The sequence below is a fragment of the Kitasatospora phosalacinea genome, from assembly GCF_000717185.1.
Taxonomy (GTDB): domain Bacteria; phylum Actinomycetota; class Actinomycetes; order Streptomycetales; family Streptomycetaceae; genus Kitasatospora; species Kitasatospora phosalacinea_A.
Genome location: NZ_JNYE01000061.1, coordinates 26,788 through 47,307 on the forward strand (window position 1 = coordinate 26,788; position 20,520 = coordinate 47,307).

General features: G+C 77.5%; 5 protein-coding genes. 1 reads left to right on the forward strand and 4 read right to left on the reverse strand.

The window, feature by feature from the left end; all coding sequences use genetic code 11:
* Positions 1 to 87 precede the first annotated feature (87 nt).
* Positions 88 to 1,143: an aldo/keto reductase gene (locus OO57_RS24125; protein ID WP_033254723.1), complete on the forward strand. Its 1,056-nt coding sequence runs from the start codon at positions 88 to 90 to the stop codon at positions 1,141 to 1,143.
* A 171-nt stretch (positions 1,144 to 1,314) separates the two neighbouring features.
* Here OO57_RS24125 and OO57_RS24130 read toward each other — a convergent pair whose 3' ends face one another.
* The 4 genes from OO57_RS24130 to OO57_RS24145 all read right to left on the reverse strand — a co-directional run.
* On the reverse strand, positions 1,315 to 1,884 hold the full coding sequence (locus OO57_RS24130; protein ID WP_033254724.1) for a hypothetical protein: 570 nt from the start codon (positions 1,882 to 1,884) through the stop codon (positions 1,315 to 1,317).
* Between the two features lie 269 nt (positions 1,885 to 2,153).
* The gene (locus OO57_RS24135) at positions 2,154 to 12,887 is read right to left on the reverse strand and encodes an SDR family NAD(P)-dependent oxidoreductase (protein WP_418909910.1); all 10,734 of its coding nucleotides are present in this window, start codon (positions 12,885 to 12,887) and stop codon (positions 2,154 to 2,156) included.
* A complete protein-coding gene (locus OO57_RS24140) occupies positions 12,860 to 17,416 on the reverse strand; it encodes a type I polyketide synthase (RefSeq protein ID WP_051778175.1) in 4,557 nt (1,518 codons plus the stop codon). Before OO57_RS24140 ends, OO57_RS24135 begins: the two co-directional genes overlap by 28 nt.
* Positions 17,417 to 17,442: 26 nt before the next feature.
* Positions 17,443 to 20,520: type I polyketide synthase (locus OO57_RS24145; RefSeq protein WP_158715210.1), on the reverse strand; the 3,078-nt coding region annotated here is incomplete at its 5' end.

Below are 20,520 nucleotides of genomic sequence, written 5' to 3' on the forward strand. Positions count from 1 at the left end.
ACGCACCGGGGTTGATCTAGAGCGGACTCCAAGCCCTACTGTGGCCGGCGGCGCGCCCGAGCGGGCGCGGTCGGAGGGGGTTGGAGCATGCGTTACCGGTTTCTCGGCGGCACCGGCATCGAGGTGAGCACGCACTGCCTGGGCACGATGATGCTCGGTGCGGTCGGCAACCCGGACCACCGGGAGGGCGTGCGGATCGTGCACGCCGCGCTGGACGCCGGGATCAACTTCGTCGACACGGCCGACATGTACTCGGCGGGCGAGTCCGAGGAGATCGTCGGCAAGGCGCTGCAGGGGCGGCGCGAGGACGTGGTGCTGGCCACCAAGGTGCACTTCCCGATGGGTGAGGGGCCCAACCGGGGCGGGAACTCGCGGCGGTGGATCCTGCGGGCGGTGGAGGACAGCCTGCGGCGGCTGCGCACCGACTGGATCGACCTGTACCAGGTGCACCGGCCCGACCACCGCACCGACGTGGAGGAGACCCTGTCGGTGCTCGGCGACCTCGTCCGGCAGGGCAAGGTCCGGGCGTTCGGCTGCTCGACGTTCCCGGCCGCGGAGATCGTCGAGGCGCACTGGACGGCCGAGCGGCGCGCCCTGCCCCGGTTCCGGACCGAGCAGCCGCCGTACTCGCTGCTGGCCCGCGGCATCGAGTCCTCGGTGCTGCCGGTGGCCCGCCGCCACGGCATGGGCGTGCTGACCTGGGCGCCGCTCGCCTCCGGCTTCCTGACCGGGCGCTACCGCAAGGGCGGCCCGGTCGACCTGGGCGGCGGGCGGGCCGCGCTGACCCCGCACCGCTTCGACCCGGCGCTGCCGGAGAACGCCCGCAAGCTGGAGGTGGTCGAGCAGCTCGTCGAGCTGGCCGACGGCATCGGCTGCACGCTGCCCGAACTCGCCGTCGCCTTCCCGCTCGCCCACCCGGCCGTCACCTCGGTGATCCTCGGGCCCCGGACGCCCGGACAGCTGGACGGGCTGCTCAAGGGGGCCGCACTGGTCCTGGAGGACGAGGTGCTGGACCGGATCGACGAGATCGTCCCGCCCGGCACCGACCTCTACCGGCCGGACGGCGCCTGGCGCTCCCCCGCCCTCGCCCCGGCCGCCCTGCGCCGCCCGCGCGCGGAGCGGGCCGCGGCCGGTGGTGAGTGACCGGACGTCCCCTTCGAGCCGCCGCACGACGACTGCGTCGGCTCGTCGGGTCCTCGCCGACAGACGAGGGCGCCCGCGAGGGGGGCGGGTGAGCCGTGGAGCTCGGGGCGCCGGTCCCGGCGGGGGCGGGGAACCGGGAGGTGACGGTGCGACAGGGCCGTCCGTGGCCGGTCAGGAATCGATCTCGTCGTAGAGGTCGGCGGCGTCCTCCTGAGTGATCAGGTTGCGCTGGCGGAGGGACCTGACGACCGCGCGGGCGATGCCCTTGTCGTGGGCACAGGCGTCCATCACGGCAGCGTCGAGGAGGCCGGTGAGGCCGCTGGCGATGGCGAGTTCGGCCATCAGCAGCCATCCCGCCTGCGAAGCGTGCTCCTGGGCCTCCTCCACGAGGATCTGCCTGCCGACCGGGTACACCGGCGCCCGGTGCTGCGCGATGGCGGCCAGGTGCCGCTGCACCGCGGGGACGGCGTGCAGCACCAGCTCGTGCAACAGGCCCTGGTACAGACCGTCACCGCGGGCAGCGATCTCCACGGTGACCGATATCTGGGTGTCCGGCGCCGCCCAGGAGACCCGGGTGTTCTGGTTCCGGTCACCGTCCACGGCGTCCACCAGCACCATCAGCCGGATGTTGGGGTCGTCGATCGCGGTCTGGACGGAGGTGTTCAGCCCGCCGATCCCCCGGATGAGCTGTTCGGCGCGGGTGCGCAGCAGTTCTGTGGCGTTTCCCCTGATGGAGAGCACGGCATCCCCCCGGTCGGTGCTGGTCGGCAGTGCACGGTCGCGGCCCGCCGTACGGACAACGTTAGGGCGGAGCCGCGCCCGTCACCCGCTGTTTGGGGGAACCGGCCCCGATCGCGCCGGTGGTGGGTGGAACTCCCCTTCCAGCAGCGCCGCGAAGACGCCGCGGGGGCGCCTGCCGACGGTCGGTCGGTGGGCGCCCCCGCGGGCTTGGGCCGGGTCGGGCCGGGCCGGGTCGGGCCGGGCTTGGGTCGGGCCGGGCCGGGTCGGGATCAGTCCAGGTCGGCGGCTCCGCCGATGACCAGGTTGATCAGGGCTTCGCTGTCCATCTCGTCGATCGAGCTGTCCGAGAGGGGCTCGCGGTCCTCCGTCCCGTCCTCCTCGCCCTGCGGGGCGCGGACGCCCGCCAGTTCGAGCAGGCTGTCCAGCAGTCCGGCGTCGCGCAGCCGGGTGAGCGGGATGGCGCCGAGGATCTCGGTGATCCGCTCGTCGGTGAGGGGTTCCTCGCCCGCTTCGTCCTCCTGCGGGAGCAGTTCGGTGGCCAGGTGGTCGGCCAGCAGCTGGGTGGTGGGGTAGTCGAAGATGAGGCTGGTGGGGAGCTTCAGGCCGGTGACGATCATCAGCTTGTTGCGCAGGCCCATCGCGGAGAGCGAGTCGAAGCCGAGTTCGCTGAACGCCCGGTCGACGGCGACCTCCTGGGGGTCGGCGAAGCCGAGGAGGGTCGCGGCCTGGCCGCGGACCAGGTCGATCAGGGCGGGGACGCGCTTGGGGGCGGGCATCGCGGCGAGGCGTTCGCGCAGCGAGCCGCCGGTCTCGGCCTCCGGTTCGGCGGTGCCCGCGACGCGCTTGGCGGTGCCGCCCTGGCCGCGGACCAGGCCGCGCAGCAGGACGGGCAGTTCGTCGCCCGCCCGGTCGAGGGCCTCGCGGTCGAGGTTGACCGGCAGCAGGACGGCGTCGGTGAGGTCGGCCGCCCGGTCGAACAGGGCCAGGCCCTGTTCGGTGGTGAGCGCGCCGACGCCGGTTTCGGCGATCCGGCGCAGGTCGGCCTCGCTCAGCCCGGAGGCCATGCCGGTGCCGCCGCTCTGGTCCCAGACGCCCCAGGCCAGCGAGGTGCCGGGCAGGCCGGCGGCGCGCCGGTCCGCGGCCAGTGCGTCCAGGAACGCGTTGGCGGCGGCGTAGCTGCCCTGGCCGGGGGCGCCGAGGACGCCGGAGGCGGAGGAGAACAGGACGAAGGAGGTCAGGTCGAGGCCCGCGGTGAGGGCGTGCAGGTTGGCGGCGGCGGTGGTCTTGGGCCGCAGCACGGTGTCGACGCGCTCGGGGGTGAGCGAGGCGATCACGGCGTCGTCGATGACGCCGGCGGCGTGCACCACACCGCGCAGCGGCCGGTCGGCCGGGATGCCGGCGAGCAGCGCGGCGAGTTCCGCGCGGTCGGCGACGTCGCAGGCCGCGAGGGTCGCGGTGGCGCCCAACTCCTGGATCCGGGCGGTGAGTTCGGCCGCGCCGGGGGCGTCGGCGCCGCGGCGGCCGACCAGCAGCAGGTGCCGGACGCCGTGCCGGGCGGCGAGGTGGGTGGCGACCGCGGCGCCGAGGGCGCCGGTGCCGCCGGTGATCAGGACGGTGCCGTCCCGGTCCCAGGCCGGGGTGTCGGCGGCCCCGGCTGCGGACCCGGCGGACCCGGTGTCGGACCCGGTGTCGGGCCCGGTGGCGGGTTCGATCCGGGGGGCGAGCAGGGCGCCGCCGCGGATGGCGATCTGCGGTTCGCCGCCGGCGACGGCGGCCGCGAGGCTCGCGGCGACGGGCGCCGCCTCGTCCAGGTCGACCAGGACGATCCGGTCGGGGTGCTCGGCCTGGGCGGAGCGCACCAGGCCGGCCACCGCGGCGCCGACCAGGTCGCGGGGCTGCTGCCGGCCGGTGTCCTGGGCGCCCCGGGTGACGACGAGCAGCCGGGTGGCGGCGAAGCGCTCGTCGGCGAGCCACTCCTGGAGGAACCCGAGGGTGCGGTGCAGGGCGTCCCGGGCGGCGGCAGCGGGGTCGGCGGCAGCGGGGTCGGCGGGGTCGGCGGCAGCGGGGTCGGCGGGGTCGGCGGCAGCGGTGTCCGCGCCGGCGGCGAGGACGAAGGTGCGGGCGCCGTAGGCCTCTTCCAGGTCGGGCCGGGCGGGGGTGCCGAGGGCGGCGGCCAGGCCCCACGGGTCGGCGCCGACGACGGTCCAGTCGGCGGTGCCCGCGGCCCCCTTGCCGCCTTCGGTGCGCTGCCAGCCGAGGCGGTACATCGCGTCGGCGCCGGTGTCCGGCTCGGCGGGGCGGGCCAGGGCGGCGGCGGGCCGCAGCACCAGGGCGCCGACGGTGGCGACGGGCCGGCCGGTGGTGTCGGCGAGGTCGAGGGCGGCGGTGCCGGTGCCGGTCGGGCGGACCCGGACCCGCAGTTCGGCGGCGCCGACCGCGTGCAGTTCGACCTGCTCCCAGGAGAACGGCAGGACGGGTTCGCCGCTGCCCGCGCCGCTGAGGCCGATGGCGTGCAGGGCGGCGTCGAAGAGGGCGGGGTGCAGGCCGTAGCCCTCCGTCTCCAGGGTCGCGGCCGGGTCGGCGCCGATCTCGGCGTAGACCTCCTCGCCGTGCTTCCAGGCGGCGCGCAGGCCGCGGAAGGCCGGTCCGTAGGCGAGTCCGGCGTCGGCGAGTTCCTGGTAGCGGCCGTCCAGGGCGATCGGCCGGGCCCCGGCGGGCGGCCAGGCGGCCAGGTCGAAGCCGGGCCCGGTGCCGCGGGTGAGCTGTCCGGTGGCGTGCCTGGTCCAGGGGCGGCCGGCCGGGCCGGACTCGGTGCGGGAGTGGACGGTGAAGGTGCGGCCGCCGCCCTGGCCGGGGGCGCCGACGGTGCACTGGACGCGCACGCCGTCGGTCTCGGGCAGGATCAGCGGGGCCTCCAGGACGAGTTCGTCCAGGCGGTCGAGGCCGAGCTGCTCCCCGGCGTGCAGCGCGAGTTCGACCAGGCCGGTGCCGGGGAAGACGAGGGCGCCGGAGACCCGGTGGTCGGCGAGCCAGGCGTGGGTGCCGAGCGAGATCCGGCCGGTGAGCAGCAGGCCGCCGTCCCCGGCGAGTTCGGTGGCGGTGCCGGCCAGCGGGTGCTGGACGCCGCCGGCGGCACCGGCGGCACCGGCAGCAGCGCCCTGGTACCAGTAGCGCTTGCGCTGGAACGGGTAGGTGGGCAGGTCGACGGGGGCGGGGGCGTGGCCGGTGCCGCGGTAGACGGCGGCCCAGTCCGGGGTCAGGCCGTGGGCGTGCAGGGCGGCGAGGCCGGTCCACAGGGCGCGCAGCTCGTCCTGGTCCTTGCGCAGCAGCGGGGTGAGGACGGCCTGTTCGGCGGCCTCGGCGCCGAGGGTCTCGGCGGCGAGCGCGGTCAGGGTGGCGTCCGGGCCGAGTTCCAGGTACCGGGTGACGCCCTGCTCGCGCAGGGTGGTGACGCCGTCGGCGAAGCGGACGGCGTGGCGGACGTGGCGGACCCAGTACTCGGGGTCGGTGAGCTCCTCGGGCGCGGCGAGGGCGCCGGTGAGGTTGGAGACCACCGGGATGCGCGGCGGCGCGTAGGAGATGCCCTGCGCGACGCGGCGGAACTCGTCGAGCATCGGGTCCATCAGGGCGGAGTGGAAGGCGTGCGAGACGGCCAGCAGCTTGGAGCGGCTGAAGCCCGCGCCGACGGCGAGGACGGCGTCCTCGGGGCCGGAGACCACGGTGGAGGCGGGGCCGTTGACGGCGGCGACGTCGACGCCGTCGACCAGGGCGGCGCGCACCTCGGCCTCGGGGGCGGCGATCGCCATCATCGCGCCGCCCCCGGGCAGCGCCTGCATGAGGCGGCCGCGGGCGGCGACCAGGGCGGCCGCGTCGGGGAGCGTCCAGACCCCGGCGACGTGGGCGGCGGCGAGTTCGCCGACCGAGTGCCCGGCGAGGTAGTCGGGGCGCAGGCCGAAGGACTCGACCAGGCGGTACAGCGCGACCTCGATCGCGAACAGCGCGGCCTGGGCGTAGCCGGTGCGGTTGAGGGTGCGCTGGTCGCCGTCGATCACCTCGCGCAGCGGCCGGTCCAGGTGCGGGTCGAGCGCGGCGCAGACCTCGTCGAAGGCGGCGGCGAACACCGGGGAGGCGCGGTGCAGTTCGGCGCCCATGCCGATCCGCTGGGAGCCCTGTCCGGAGAACAGGACGGCGCTGCGGCCGGTGGCGGTGGCGGTGCCGGTGAGCAGGCCGGGGGTCTGCTCGCCGTCGGCGAGGGCCATCAGGCCGCGCAGGAAGTCGCCGCGCTTGCTGCCGACCAGGACGGCCCGGTGGGCGAAGGCGGAGCGGGTGGTGGCCAGGGCGTGGCCGGTGACGGCGGGGTCCTGGTCGTAGGCCTCGTCGAGGTGGGCGAGCAGCCGTTCGGCCTGGGCGCGCAGCGCGCCGGGGGTGCGGGCGGAGACCGGCCAGGCGATCGTGGCGGGCGCCTGCGGGGCCGGGGCAGCGGCCGGGGCCGGGGCAGCGGCGGGGACGGGGGCGGGCGGCTCCTCGATGATGACGTGGGCATTGGTGCCGCTGATGCCGAAGGAGGAGACGCCGGCCCGGCGGACCCGGGCGCCGCGCGGCCAGGCGACGGGCTCGGTGAGCAGGCTGACGCTGCCGGCCGACCAGTCGACCTCGGGCGAGGGCGCGGAGACGTGCAGCGTCCGCGGGAGCTCCTCGTGGCCGAGCGCCAGCACCATCTTGATCACCGAGGCGGCGCCGGCCGCGGCCTGGGCGTGCCCGATGTTGGACTTGACCGAGCCGACCCGCAGCGGCCGGTCGGCGGGCAGTTCGGCACCGTACGTGGCGAGCAGCGCCTGGGCCTCGATCGGGTCGCCGAGCCGGGTGCCGGTGCCGTGCGCCTCGACGGCGTCGACGTCGGCGGCGGTGAGCCCGGCGTTGGCCAGGGCCTGGCGGATGACGCGCTGCTGGGCGGGGCCGTTGGGCGCGGTGAGGCCGTTGGACATGCCGTCCTGGTTGACCGCGGAGCCGCGGACCAGGGCGAGCACGGGGTGGCCGTTGCGGCGGGCGTCGGAGAGCCGCTCCAGGACGAGGACGCCGACGCCCTCGGCCCAGGCGGTGCCGTCGGCGTCCGCGGAGAAGGCCTTGCAGCGGCCGTCGGCGGCCAGGCCGCCCTGGCGGGAGAACTCGACGAAGGTCTCCGGGGTGGCCATCACGGTGACGCCGCCCGCGAGGGCGAGCGAGCACTCGCCGCCGCGCAGCGCCTGGGCGGCCCAGTGCAGGGCGACCAGCGAGGAGGAGCAGGCGGTGTCGACGGAGACGGCGGGGCCCTCCAGGCCGAGGGTGTAGGCGATCCGGCCGGTGACGATGGAGCCGGTGCTGTTGCTGCCGACGTAGTCGTGGAACTGGACGCCCGCGTAGACGCCGGTGGGGCTGCCCTTGAGCTGCTGCGGGTCGATGCCGGAGCGCTCCAGGGCCTCCCAGGACGCCTCCAGCAGCAGGCGCTGCTGCGGGTCGACCAGGGCCGCCTCCTTGGGGGCGACGCCGAAGAAGGCCGGGTCGAAGTCGCCCGCGTCGTAGAGGAAGCCGCCCTCGTTGACGCTGGTGGTGCCGGGGCGTCCGCCGGTCGGGTCGTGCAGGGCGGCGAGGTCCCAGCCGCGGTCGGCGGGGAACGGGCCGATGCCGTCCTCGCCGTCGGAGAGCAGCCGCCACAGGTCGGCCGGGGAGCCGACGCCGCCGGGCAGGCGGCAGGCCATGCCGACGATCGCGATCGGCTCGTCGTGGTGGTTCTGCTGGGCGGTGACGGCGGCGGCCGGGCCGGAGGTCTCGCTGAGCAGGTGCTCGGCGAGCACGGCGGGCGTCGGGTAGTCGAAGACCAGGGTCGCGGGCAGGCGCAGCCCGGTGGCCGCGTTGAGGTGGTTGCGCAGTTCGACGGCGGTCAGCGAGTCGAAGCCCAACTGCTGGAACTGGCCGGTGGGTTCGACGTCGGCGGCGGAAGCGTAGCCGAGCACCGCGGCAGCGTGGGTGCGGACCAGTTCGAGGACGGCCGCGGGGCGTTCGGTGACGGGCAGCGCGGCCAGCGTTCGGTCGAAGGCGGTGGCGTCCCCGCCCGCCGCGGCGGTGGCGGCGGTGCGCAGCCGGGACGGTCCGGCCAGGTCGTGCAGCGGCCGGGGCAGGGTGTCGGCGGCGCGCTCGCGCAGCGCCCGGAAGTTCGGCTTGACCGGGGCGAGCGCGGCCAGGCCGGTGCCGAGCGCGGCGTCGAACAGGGCCAGGCCCTCCTCGGCGGTCAGCGGGGCGAGGGCCGCGGTGCCGACGGTGCGGCCGGTGCCGGCCATGCCGCCGGGCTGCTCCCACTGGCCCCAGGCGAGGGCGAGCGCGGGCAGGCCGCGGGCGCGGCGGTGGGCGGCGAAGGAGTCCAGGAAGCTGTTGGCGGCGGCGTAGTTGGCCTGGCCGGGGGTGCCGAGGACGCCGGAGACCGAGGAGAACAGGACGAACGCGGCGAGCGGGGCGTCCGCGGTCAGCTCGTGCAGGTTGAGGGTGCCGTCGACCTTGGGGCGCAGCACGGCGGCGGTGCGCTCGGCGGTCAGGGCGGTGACGACGCCGTCGTCGAGGACGCCCGCGACGTGCACGACGGCGGTCAGCGGGTGCGCGGCGGGCACGTCGGCGAGGACGGCGGCGAGGGCCGCCCGGTCGGCGACGTCGCAGGCCGCGGTGCGGACCTCGGCCCCGGCGGCGGCCAGTTCGGTGGCCAGGGCGGCCAGCGCGGCGGGGCCGGTGCGGCTGAGCAGCAGCAGGCGGCGCACGCCGTGCGCGGCGACCAGGTGGCGGGCCAGCAGGGTGCCGATCGCGCCGGAGGCGCCGGTGACCAGGACGGTGCCCTCGGGGTCGAGCGCCGGGGCGGTGTGCTCCGGCCGGGGCAGCCGGGCCAGCCGGGGGGCGCGGGCGGTGGTGCCGCGCAGGGCGAGCTGCGGTTCGCCGGTGGCGAGCAGCGCGGGCAGCAGGGCGGCGAGGGCCTCGTCGTCCCGGTCGGTGCCGGGGTCGGTGTCGAGCAGGACGAAGCGGCCGGGGTGCTCGGACTGGGCGGAGCGGACCAGGCCCCAGACGGCGGCGCCGGCCGGGTCGGTGACGTCCTCGCCGTCGGTGGACAGCGCGCCGCGGGTGGCCACGACCAGGACGGGGGCGGCGGCGCGCTCCTCGGACAGCTGCTCCTGGACGGCGGCCAGGGCGGCGGCGGTGGCGGCGTGCACGGCCCCGGCGTCGCCGCCGGGGGCGCTGGTCAGCAGCGCGTACGGGGTGTCGGCGGCGGGGGCGGTCGGGACGGTCCGCCACTCCAGGCGGTACAGCGGGGCCGCGGCGGTGGCGGCGGGCAGCACCAGGGGGCGGAAGGCGACGGAGTCGATCCGGGCGACGAGGCCGCCGGCCGGGTCGGTGGCCTCGACGGCGAACGCGTCGGGGCCGGCCGGGGTGAAGCGGACCCGCAGCACGCTCGCGCCGGTGGCGGCGAGTTGCACGCCGGACCAGGAGAACGGCATCCGGCCCGGCCCGTCGTCGCCGTCCTCGCCGCCGCCGGTGGCGCGCAGCGCGTGGGTGGCGGCGTCGAGCGCGGCGGGGTGCAGGCCGAAGGCGGCGGCCCGCCGGGTCTCGCCCTCGGGCAGCCGGACCTCGGCGAGGATCTCCTCGCCGTGCTGCCACACCGCCTCGAGGGCGCGGAACGCGGGCCCGTAGTCGATGCCGGTGGCGGCGAAGGACTCGTAGAGGCCGTCCAGGGCGACGGGCCGGGCCGCGCTCGGCGGCCACGGGGCGGCCGGGGCGGCGGGGAGGTCGGCGGCGGGGGCGACGGTGCCGGTGGCGTGCACCGTCCAGTCGGTGCCGGGGCCGTCCTCGTCGGGGCGGGAGTGGACGGTCAGGGTGCGGCGCCCGGCGGGGTCGGGGGCGTGCACGGCGACCTGGATCCGGACGGCCGCTCCGGCGGGCAGCACCAGCGGGCTGCTGAGGGTGAGTTCCTCGACCCGGCCGCAGCCGACCAGGTCGCCGGCCCGGACGGCGAGTTCGACGAACGCGGTGCCGGGGACGGTGACGGCGGTGCCCAGGACGTGGTCGGCGAGCCAGGGCTGGGCCTCGGCGGAGAGCCGGCCGGTCATCACGGCGCCGTCGGTGTCGGCGAGGGTGACGGCGGCGCCCAGCAGCGGGTGCTCGCCGCCGCCGTAGCCCGCGGTGGCCAGGCCGGCCGCGGCGACGGTCGCGCCGCCGTCGCCGCCGCCGCGGGCGTCGAGCCAGTAGCGGCGGCGCTGGAAGGCGTACGTGGGCAGGTCGGTGCGGCGGGCACCGGTCCCGGCGAACAGGGCGGCCCAGTCGACCGCGGCGCCGCTGACGTGCAGCCGGGCCAGGGCGGTGAGCAGGGTGGCCGCCTCGGGGCGGCCCTTGCGCAGGAGGGGGACGAACGCGGCCGGGCCGGTCGCGTCGGCGAGGGTCTCCTGGGCGGGGGCGAGCAGGACGCTGTCGGGGCCGACCTCGGCGAAGCGGGTGGCGCCCTCCGCGGCGAGGCGCTGCACGCCGTCGTGGAAGCGCACGGTGCCGCGGACCTGGCGGACCCAGTGCTCGGGGTCGGTGAGCTGCTCGGCGGTGGCGACCTCGCCGGTCAGCGAGGAGACCAGGGTGAGGGCCGGGGCGTGGTAGGTGAGCTGGGCGGCGACCGCGCGGAACTCCTCCAGCATCGGGTCCATCCGGGCCGAGTGGAAGGCGTGCGAGACCGTCAGCTGGTGGGTCCGGCGGCCCTGGTCGGCGAAGTGCGCGGCGACCTTCAGGACGGGGTCCTCGTCGCCGGAGAGCACCACCGAGCGGGGGCCGTTGACGGCGGCGAGGGCGACGCCCGCGCCGAGCAGTTCGGCGGCCTCCTCCTCGGTGGCCTCGACGGCGACCATCGCGCCGCCGGACGGGAGCGCCTGCATGAGGCGGCCGCGGGCGGTGACCAGGGTGGCGGCGTCGGCGAGCGACAGCACCCCGGCGACGTGCGCGGCGGCGATCTCGCCGACGGAGTGGCCCAGCAGCAGGTCCGGGGTCAGGCCCCAGGACTCGACCAGGCGGTACAGCGCGACCTCGACGGCGAACAGCGCGGGCTGGGTGTACCGGGTCTGGTCGAGCAGCCGGGGCTTGCCGAACACGACGGTGCGCAGCGGGTGTTCGAGCTGGAAGGCGGCGCAGACCTCGTCGAAGGCGGCGGCGAACACCGGGTGGGCCTCGTACAGCTCCTTGCCCATGCCGACGTGCTGGGCGCCCTGGCCGGAGAACAGGAAGGCGGTCAGGCCGGGGTCGGCGGCGCCGTGCACCGCCTCGGGGCCGGGGGTGCCGGCGGCGAGGGCGGCCAGGGCGGTGCGGGCGGCGTCCCGGTCGGACGCCAGGACGACGGCCCGGCGGTCGAGCGCGGCGCGGCCGGTGGCCAGCGAGAGGCCGAGGTCGGCGGGGTCGGTGTCGGGGTGCGCGTCGAGGTGGGCGAGCAGCCGGGCGGCCTGGGCGCGCAGGGCGTCCTCGCCGTGGCCGCCGAGCAGCCACGGGACGGGCTCGGCGGCGGGGGCCCCGGCGTTCTCGGCGATCCCGGCGGCCGGTTCGGGGTCGGGCAGTTCCAGGACGACGTGCGCGTTGGTGCCGCTGACGCCGAAGGAGGAGACGGCGGCCCGGCGGGGCGCGCCGGTCTGCGGCCACTCGCGGCGGGCGCTGAGCAGCCGGACGTTCCCGGCGGTCCAGTCGACCCGCTCGGAGGGCTTCGCGGCGTGCAGGGTCTGCGGCAGGACGCCGTGGCGCATCGCCTCGACCATCTTGATGACGCCGCCGACCCCGGCCGCGGCCTGCGCGTGCCCGATGTTGGACTTGATCGAGCCGAGCCACAGCGGGCGGCCGCCGGTGCGCTCCTTGCCGTAGGTGGCGAGCAGCGCCTGCACCTCGATCGGGTCGCCGAGGACGGTGCCGGTGCCGTGGCCCTCGACCGCGTCGACGTCGGCGGCGGTCAGGCCCGCGTCGGCCAGCGCCTGCCGGATGACGCGCTGCTGGGACGGGCCGTTGGGGGCGGTGAGGCCGTTGGAGGCGCCGTCGGAGTTGACCGCGGAGCCGCGGACCACGGCGAGGACGCGGTGGCCGTTGCGGCGGGCGTCGGAGAGCCGCTCCAGCAGCAGGGTGCCCGCGCCCTCGGCCCAGCCGGTGCCGTCGGCGCCCTCGGCGAACGCCTTGCAGCGGCCGTCGGGGGCGAGGCCGCGCTGCTTGCTGAACGCGACGAACGGGCCGGGTGCGGCCATCACCATCACGCCGCCCGCCAGCGCCATCGTGCACTCGCCGCGGCGCAGCGCCTGCACGGCCAGGTGCAGGGCGACCAGCGAGGAGGAGCAGGCGGTGTCGACGGTGAGGGCGGGGCCCTCCAGGCCGAAGGAGTACGCGACCCGGCCGGAGATCACCGAGGCGGCGTTGCCGGTGCTCAGGTAGTCGTCGATGACGGCGGCGACGGCGCCGGGCGCCAGGTCCTCGTAGTAGTCCTGGCTGCCGCTGCCGAGGAACACGCCGACGCGTTCGCCGCGCAGCCCGTCCGGGGCCAGCCCGGCCCGCTCGAACGCCTCCCAGGCGAGTTCGAGGGCCAGGCGCTGCTGCGGGTCCATGGTGAGGGCCTCGCGCGGGGAGATCCCGAACAGGCCCGCGTCGAACTCGGGCGCGCCGTAGAAGAAGCCGCCCTGGTTCACGTAGCTGGTGCCGGGGCGGTCCGGGTCGGCGTCGTAGAGGGAGGCGGTGTTCCAGCCGCGGTCGGTGGGGAACGGGCCGATCGCGTCGGTGCCCTCGTCGACAAGCCGCCACAGGTCCTCCGGGGAGCGCACGTCCCCGGGGTAGCGGCAGCTCATCGCGACGATCGCGACGGGCTCCCGGTCCGCCGCCTCCACCTCGCGCAGCCGGTTGCGGGTCTCGTGCAACTCGGCGGTCGCCCGCTTGAGGTAGTCGAGCAGCTTTGCTTCCTCAGCCATCAGAAACCCTCGCCGTTTCCGCTCGATCCGAGCTCTTGGTCCAGCAGGTTGAACAGGTCTTCCGCGCTTGCGGATTCGAGTACGTGGGCCAGTTCGGGCCCGGGTGCGGCGCCGCGGGCGCCGTTCAGCCGGGCCGCCAGGGCCTGGAGCCGGGGGCCGATCCTGGCCCGGTCGGCCTCTTCCGGGGCGAGGCCGTCGATCAGGGCCTCCAGCCGGTCGAGTTCGGCGGCCACCGCGGCGGCGCCGCCGGGGGCCAGGTCGGCCAGTTCGGCCTCCAGGAACTCGGCCAGCGCCCGGGGGTTGGCGTGGTCGAACACGACGGTGGCGGGCAGTTTGACGCCGGACGCGGCGCTGAGCCGGTTGCGGAAGTCGACCGCCGAGACCGAGTCGAAGCCGAGGTCCTTGAAGGTGCGTCCGGGTTCGACCGCGCCGGCCCCGTCGTGGCCGAGGACGGCGGCCGCCTGCTCGCGGACCAGGCCCAGCACGATCCGGGCCCGTTCCGGGGCGGAGCGGCCGGTGAGCCGTTCGGCCAGCGACGGGCCGTCCGCGGACGTCCGCTCCTGGTCGTCGCCGTCCAGGGCGCGGACGGCGGCGGGCAGTTCGTGCAGCAGCGGCCGGGGCCGGGCCGCGGCGTAGACCGGGGCGAACCTGGCCCAGTCGATGTCGGCGACCACCAGGTGGCCCTCGTCCAGGGCCAGGGCGCGCCACAGTTCGTCGAGCGCCGCGTCGGGGTCCAGCGAGGCCAGGCCGAGGTGCCGCAGGTGCTCGTCGGCCTCGGCGTCGACCATGCCGCCGCCCGCCCAGGTGCCCCAGGCGACGGAGGTGGCGGCGGCGCCGCGGGCCCGGCGGTGCTGGGCCAGGCCGTCGAGGTAGGCGTTGCCGGCGGCGTAGGGGGCGCGGCCCGCGGTGCCCCAGACGGCCGCGCCGGAGGCGAACAGCACGAAGGCGTCCAGCGGGCGGTCGCCGACGGCCCGGTCCAGGTGGTGCGCCCCGGCGATCTTGGCGCGGGTGGCGCGGGCGAACTCCTGCGCCGTCAGCTCGCCGAACGCGGTCTCCGCGGGCAGCTGCCCGGCGGCGTGCACCACCGCGGTCAACTGCGGTAGCCCGGCGACGAGTTCGGTGACGGCCGGGCCGTCGGTGACGTCGCAGGCGGCGATCGTCACCTCGGCGCCGGACGCGGCGAGCTCGGCGGTCAGCTCGGCCGCGCCGGGGGCGTCCGGGCCGCGGCGGCTGGTCAGCACCAGGTGCCGGGCGCCGGAGCGGGCCAGCCGCCGGGCGACGGCCGCGCCGATCGCGCCGGTGCCGCCGGTGACCAGCACCGTGCCGTCCGGCCGCCACGGCAGCCCGGCCGGGACCGGGCCGTCGGCCGGGGCGGGGACCAGGCGGCGGGCGTGCGCCCGGCCGCCGCGGACGGCGACCTGGTCCTCGCCGGAGCGGCCGGACAGCACCGCGGCCAGCAGGGCGGCCGCCTCGGGGCCGAGGTCCGCGGGCAGGTCGACCAGGCCGCCCCAGACGGCGGGCAGGTCGAGGGAGAGCACGGTGCCCGCGCCCCACAGCGCGGCCGCCGACGGGTCGACGTCCTCGTCCGGGTCGACGGCCACCGCGGCGCGGGTCGCGCACCAGAACGGCGCGGTGATCCCGGCGTCCAGGACGGCCTGCAGCAGCGGGACGGTCGCGGTGACGCCCGGCGCGGGCACCTCGGCGGCGTCCGGGCCGCCCAGGGCCAGCAGCGAGAGCACGCCCGCGGGCTGCTCCTCGCCGAGGAGCGCGGTGATCCCGGCGGCCAGTTCGGCGCGGTCCGCGGCGGCCGGGTCCACGGCGAGGCGGAGCGTCTCGGCGCCGTGCTCGGCCAGGGCCGCCAGCACCGCGTCGGCCCCGGGGGTGCGGTCGTCGGCCGCGACCAGCCACAGCCCGGACAGCACGGCCCCGGACGGCGCGGCGGCAGGGGCGGCGGCGGTGAGCGGCTCGACCGGGGACCACCGCACCCGGTGGCGCAGCCGGTCCGCCGCGGCGTCCCGAGCGGGGGCGGCCGGAGCGGTGAACGGCTCGGGCAGCGTCCAGTAGTGGGTGTGCCGGAACGGGTAGGTGGGCAGGTCGACGGTCCGCCCGGCCGGGAAGAACCCCTCCCAGCGCACGGTGGTGCCGTGCACGTGCAGGGCGGCGGCGGCGCGCGCGAACCGCTCCAGGGCGTCGGGGCCCGGGGCGAGCGGGGTGTCGACGGCCGCGGCCCCGTCGCCGGACGCCTCCCCCAGCAGGGCGGCGAGTTCCGGGTCGGGTCCGATGCCGACGAAGGCGCGGTGGCCGTTGACGGCGAGTTCCTTGAGCACGGGCGCCGGGTCCGCGTCGCGCTCCAGCGCGGCGAGCCACGGGCCGGTGCCGACGGTCTCCGGGTCGACCCGGCCGCCGGTGGCGGCCGAGTAGAGGGCCGGGCGGCGCACGGACGGGTCCGCCGCCGGTGCGGCGCTCCCGGTCAGGTCGGCCGCGTCGCCGCGGCCCAGGGCGACCGCGGCCCGGGCGCCGTCGGCCAGGGACAGCGCTCCGGCGACGGTCGCCGCGGCGACCTCCCCGGGGCCGTGGCCCAGCACGGCGTCCGGTGCGACGCCGTGCGCCCGCCACAGCGCGGCCAGCGCGACCTGCACCGTCCAGCGGACCGCGGCGGCGACCTCCGGGAGGTCCGCCGCGGGGGCGCCCGGGGCGCCGCGCAGCACCTCGGCCACCGATCCGCCCAGCAGCGGGGCGAGTTCCCGCTCGCAGTCGGCGACCTGCCGGGCGAACGGCTCGGAGCCGTCCAGCAGCCCGGCGGCGGTGCCGGGCGGCAGCGGGTCGCCGCCGGTGAACACGAAGGCGGTCCGGCCGGGCGCCTCGACGCTGCCGGTGACCACGAACGCCGTCCGGTCGGACGCCTCGGCTCCGCCGGTGACGGCCGCGGCGGACGGTTGTCCGGCGGCCAGCGCGTCCAGCCCGGCCAGCAGTTCGTCCCGGTCCCGGCCGACCAGCACCGCCCGGTGCTCGAACGCGGAGCGGCCGGTGGCCAGCGAGCGGCCCAGGTCGGCGAGCGCCAGTTCGGGGCGGCGGCGCAGGTGCGCGGCCAGCCGCTCGGCGGCCGCGGCCAGCGCGGCGGGCGTCTTGGCGGCGAGCGCGAACGGGACGGCCGCGGGGTCGGCGGCGGGCCCGGCGGGCTCTTCCTCCGGGGCCTGCTCCAGGATGACGTGCGCGTTGGTGCCGCTGATCCCGAAGGAGGAGACCGCGGAGCGGCGCGGCCGGTCGACGGCGGGCCAGTCCTCGTTCTCGGCGAGCAGCCGCACCGTGCCCGCCGACCAGTCCACGTGCGGGGTCGGCTCGGCCAGGTGCAGGGTGCGCGGCAGGACGCCGTGCTCCATCGCCAGCACCATCTTGATGATCCCGGCGACCCCGGCCGCGGCCTGCGGGTGCCCCAGGTTGGACTTGACCGAGCCCAGCCGCAGCGGCTCGGCGTCGCCGCGCCGCCCGTAGACCTCGATCAGCGACTGCGCCTCGATCGGGTCGCCCAGCGTGGTGCCGGTGCCGTGCGCGTCGACCGCGTCCACCTCGGCCGGGGTCAGCCCGGCGGCGGCCAGCGCGGCGCGCAGCACCCGCACCTGGGCGGGGCCGTTGGGCGCGGTGATGCCGTTGGAGGCGCCGTCCTGGTTCATCGCAGAGCCGCGCACCACCGCGTGCACCCGGTGGCCGTTGCGGCGGGCGTCGGAGAGCCGCTCCAGCAGCAGCACCCCCGCGCCCTCGGACCAGGAGGTGCCGTCGGCGTCCGCGGAGAACGCCTTGCTGCGCCCGTCGGGCGCCAGGCCGCGCTGGCGGCTGAAGTCGACGAACATCTCCGGGGTGCCCATCACGGTGACCCCGCCCGCGAGCGCCAGTTCCACCTCGCCGCGGCGCAGCGCCTGGCAGGCCAGGTGGACCGCGACCAGCGAGGAGGAGCAGGCGGTGTCCAGCGAGATCGCCGGCCCCTGGAGGCCGAGGCTGTACGCGACCTGGCCGGAGACCAGGCTGCCGCCCGGGCTGCCCTGGATGTAGTCGTGGTACATCAGGCCGGTGTAGACGCCGGTGTCGCTGCCGTGCAGCGCCAGCGGGTCCAGCCCGGCCCGCTCGAACGCCTCCCAGCAGACCTCCAGCAGGATCCGCTGCTGCGGGTCGGCGCGCCGGGCCTCGTTGGGGCTGATGCCGAAGAACTCGGCGTCGAAGCCCCCGGCGCCGGGCAGGAAGCCGCCCTGGCGCACGTACGTCCGGCCCGGCTTCCCGGGTTCCGGGTCGTAGATCGCCTCGACGTCCCAGCCGCGGTCGGCCGGGAAGTCGCCGATCGCGTCCCGCCCCCGGGAGACCAGCTCCCACAGGTCCTGCGGCCCGGCGACGCCGCCCGGGTAGCGGCAGGCCATGCCGACGATCGCGATCGGTTCGGCCGCGGCCTCCTCGACCTCGCGCAGCCGCCGCTTGGTCTGCTGCAGGTCGGCGGTCGCGCGTTTGAGGTAGTCGCGCAACTTGTCCGCGGTGCCCGCGTCCTGCCTGTCCGTGGTCCGGTCTTCCATCCCCCGCCCCTTCGCACCCGGCCCGTTCACTGAGTCCCCAACTCCTGGTCGAGCACGTGGAAGAGCTCGTCGTCACTGGCCTGTTCCAAGTCCTGCTCCGGCTCCCCGTCGGCGGGGAGGCCGGTGTTCGCGCCCTGCGCCTGCCAGCGGCGCAGCAGCGCTTCGAGCCGGGCGGCGACCGCCGGACGGCCCGGGGCGGCCGGATCGGCCGCGGTCAGCAGCGCCTCCAGCCGGTCGAGTTCGGCGTGCACGTGCGCGGCCGGGTCGGCGGCCGCCGGGTCGATCAGCTCCCGCAGGTGGCGGGCCAGCGCGGCGGGCGTCGGGTGGTCGAAGACCAGCGTCGCCGGGAGCGTGCGTCCGGCCAACGCGCCCAGCTGGTTGCGGAGTTCGACCGCGGTCAGCGAGTCGAAGCCGAGTTCGGACAGCGCCCGGTCGGGCCGCACCGCGGCCTCCGAGCCGTGGCCGAGGACCGCGGCGACCCGCCCGGTGACCACGCCCAGCAGGTACTCCTCGCGCTCCGCGGCGGGCAGCCCCGCCAGCACGCGCGGCAGCGTCCCCGCCGCGGCGCCGCTGCCGCTGCCGCTGCCGCTGCGCTTCCCCGCCGTGGCCGGGAGGCGCAGCACCGCGGGCAGCACGTCGGTACGGGCCCGCAGCGCCGCCGCGTCCACCCGCAGCGGGACGAGCAGCGCCGCGTCCCCGCCGGGCGCGGAGCCGGACGCGGAACCGGACGCGGAACCGGACGCGGAACCGGACGCGGAGCCCGGTGTCGACGCGACGCCCAGCGCCGCGTCGAACAGCGCCAGGCCCTCGGCCGCGGTGATCGGCGGCAGGCCCAGGCGGCCCAGGCGGCGCAGGTCGGCCTCGTCCAGTTCGCCGGCCATGCCGCCGCCGTCCGCCGCCCAGGCGCCCCAGGCCAGCGACAGGCCGGGCAGCCCGGCGGCCCGGCGGTGCGCGGCCAGCGCGTCCAGGAAGGCGTTGGCGGCCGCGTAGTTGGCCTGCCCCGCGCCGAGCACCAGGCCCGCCGCCGAGGAGAACAGCACGAACGCCGCGAGGTCGAGCCCCTTCGTCAACTCGTGCAGGTGCCAGGCGCCGTCGGCCTTGGGCCGCAGCACCGCGTCGAGGCGCTCCGCGCCCAGCGTCTCCACCAGGCCGTTGTCGACCACGCCCGCGGCGTGCACGACCGCGGTCAGCGGGTGCGCGGCGGGCACGTCGGCGAGGAGCGCGGCGACGGCGTCCCGGTCGGCGACGTCGCAGGCCACGGCCTGCGCGTGCGCGCCGAGCGCGGCCAGTTCCCCGCACAGCTCCCGGGCACCCTCGGCCGCCGGGCCGCGGCGGCTGGTCAGCAGCAGGCGGCGCACCCCGTGCTCGACCACCAGGTGGCGGGCCAGCAGCGCGCCCAGGCCGCCGGTGCCGCCGGTGACCAGGACGGTCCCGTCCCGGTCCCAGCCGCCCAGCGGGTCCGCCGCCGGGGCGGGCGCCCGCCGCAGCCGCGGCACGAGCAGCGCGCCGGAGCGGACCGCCACCTCGGGCTCACCGCTGCGCAGCGCCCGCTGCAACTCGCCTTCCCCGGTGGAGGGTTCGGCGTCGACCAGGACGAAGCGCCCCGGGTTCTCCGCGGTCGCGGCCCGGAGCAGGCCCCACACCGGCGCCGTTCCCGGGTCGCCGGACTCCCCCGCGCCCACCGGCAGCGCGCCCTCGGTCACCACCGCCAGCACCCCGCCCGACGGGTCGGCCAGGTGCGAGCGGACCTCCGCCAGCACTCCGCCCAGGACGGTGCGCACCGCCCCCGGCAGGTCGTCGTCCCCGGTCGGCGCGGGCACCCGCAGCACCCGGGCGTCCACCGCGGACGCGCCCCCGTCCGGGGCCGCCTCCCAGTGCACCTGGTGCAGCAACTCCCCTACTCCGGACTTGACTTGACCGATCGACAGCGGCCGGGCCACCAGGCCCCGCACCGCCGCCACCGGCAGGCCGGACGCGTCCGCGACCGTCACCACCACCGTGTCCGGGCCGTCCGGGCTGATCCGCACCCGCAGCGCGGCCGCACCGGCCGCGCCGAGCGTCACCCCGTTCCACGCGAACGGCACCATCGGCGCCGCCGCGCCCTCGCGCCCGCCGTCCGCGGGCAGGTCCGCGGGCAGGTCCGCGAGCAGTTGCACGTGCAGGGCGGCGTCCAGCAGCGCCGGGTGCAGGCCGTAGCGGGCCGCGTCGGCCCGGGACGCCTCGGTCTCCGGCAGCGACACCTCCGCGTACAGGTCCTCGCCGTCCCGCCACGCGGCCCGCAGCCCGCGGAACACCGGACCGTACCGGTACCCCTCCTCGGCCAGCCGCTCGTACCCGCCCTCCCACTCGACCGGCACCGCCCCCGCGGGCGGCCACCGCACCAGGTCCGGCCCCACCGGCTCGACCGACCCCTCCGGCGCCAGCACCCCGGCCGCGTGCCGCACCCAGGCGCCGTCACCGCCCCGGACCCGGGCGTGCACGGCGAACGGACGGCAACCGTCCCCGTCCGGCTCCTGCACGCTCACCTGGACGGCGGCCCCCTGCTCGGGCACCGCCAACGGCGCCTCCAGCGTCAGGTCCCGCACCACCGGGCACCCGGTCTCCGCCCCGGCCCGCAACGCCAGCTCGACGAACCCCGTCCCCGGGAACAGCACGGTGTCCAGCACCACGTGATCCCCCAGCCAGGGCTGCGCCGCCGTGGACAGCAGACCGGACAGCACCACGCCCTCCGAGTCCGCCAGCACGGTGGCCGCCCCCAGCAGCGGGTGGCCGACGGCCTCCAGGCCGAGCGAGGACGGGTCGCCGTCGTTGGCGGACGGCTCCAGCCAGTAGCGCTGCCGTTGGAAGGGGTAGGTGGGCAGGTCGGGGAGGGTGGTGGTGTCGGGGTAGAAGGCGTGCCAGTCGACGGGGGTGCCGTGGGTGTGCAGGGTGGCGAGGGCGGTGACGGTGGTCTGCTCCTCGGGGCGGCCCCGGCGCAGGGCGGGCAGGACCACCTGGTCGTCGGTGGTGCTGTGGGCGGCCATTGCGGTCAGGACGGCGTCGGGGCCGAGTTCCAGGAAGCGGGTGACGCCGTGGGTGGTGAGGGTGGTGACGGCGTCGGCGAA

What these genes read in the sequence shown, in the direction of transcription:
- OO57_RS24125 (WP_033254723.1), top strand. Translation starts at nt 88, where the DNA reads ATGCGTTACCGGTTTCTCGGCGGCACCGGCATCGAGGTGAGCACGCAC.
- OO57_RS24140 (WP_051778175.1), bottom strand. Translation starts at nt 17,416, where the DNA reads ATGGAAGACCGGACCACGGACAGGCAGGACGCGGGCACCGCGGACAAG.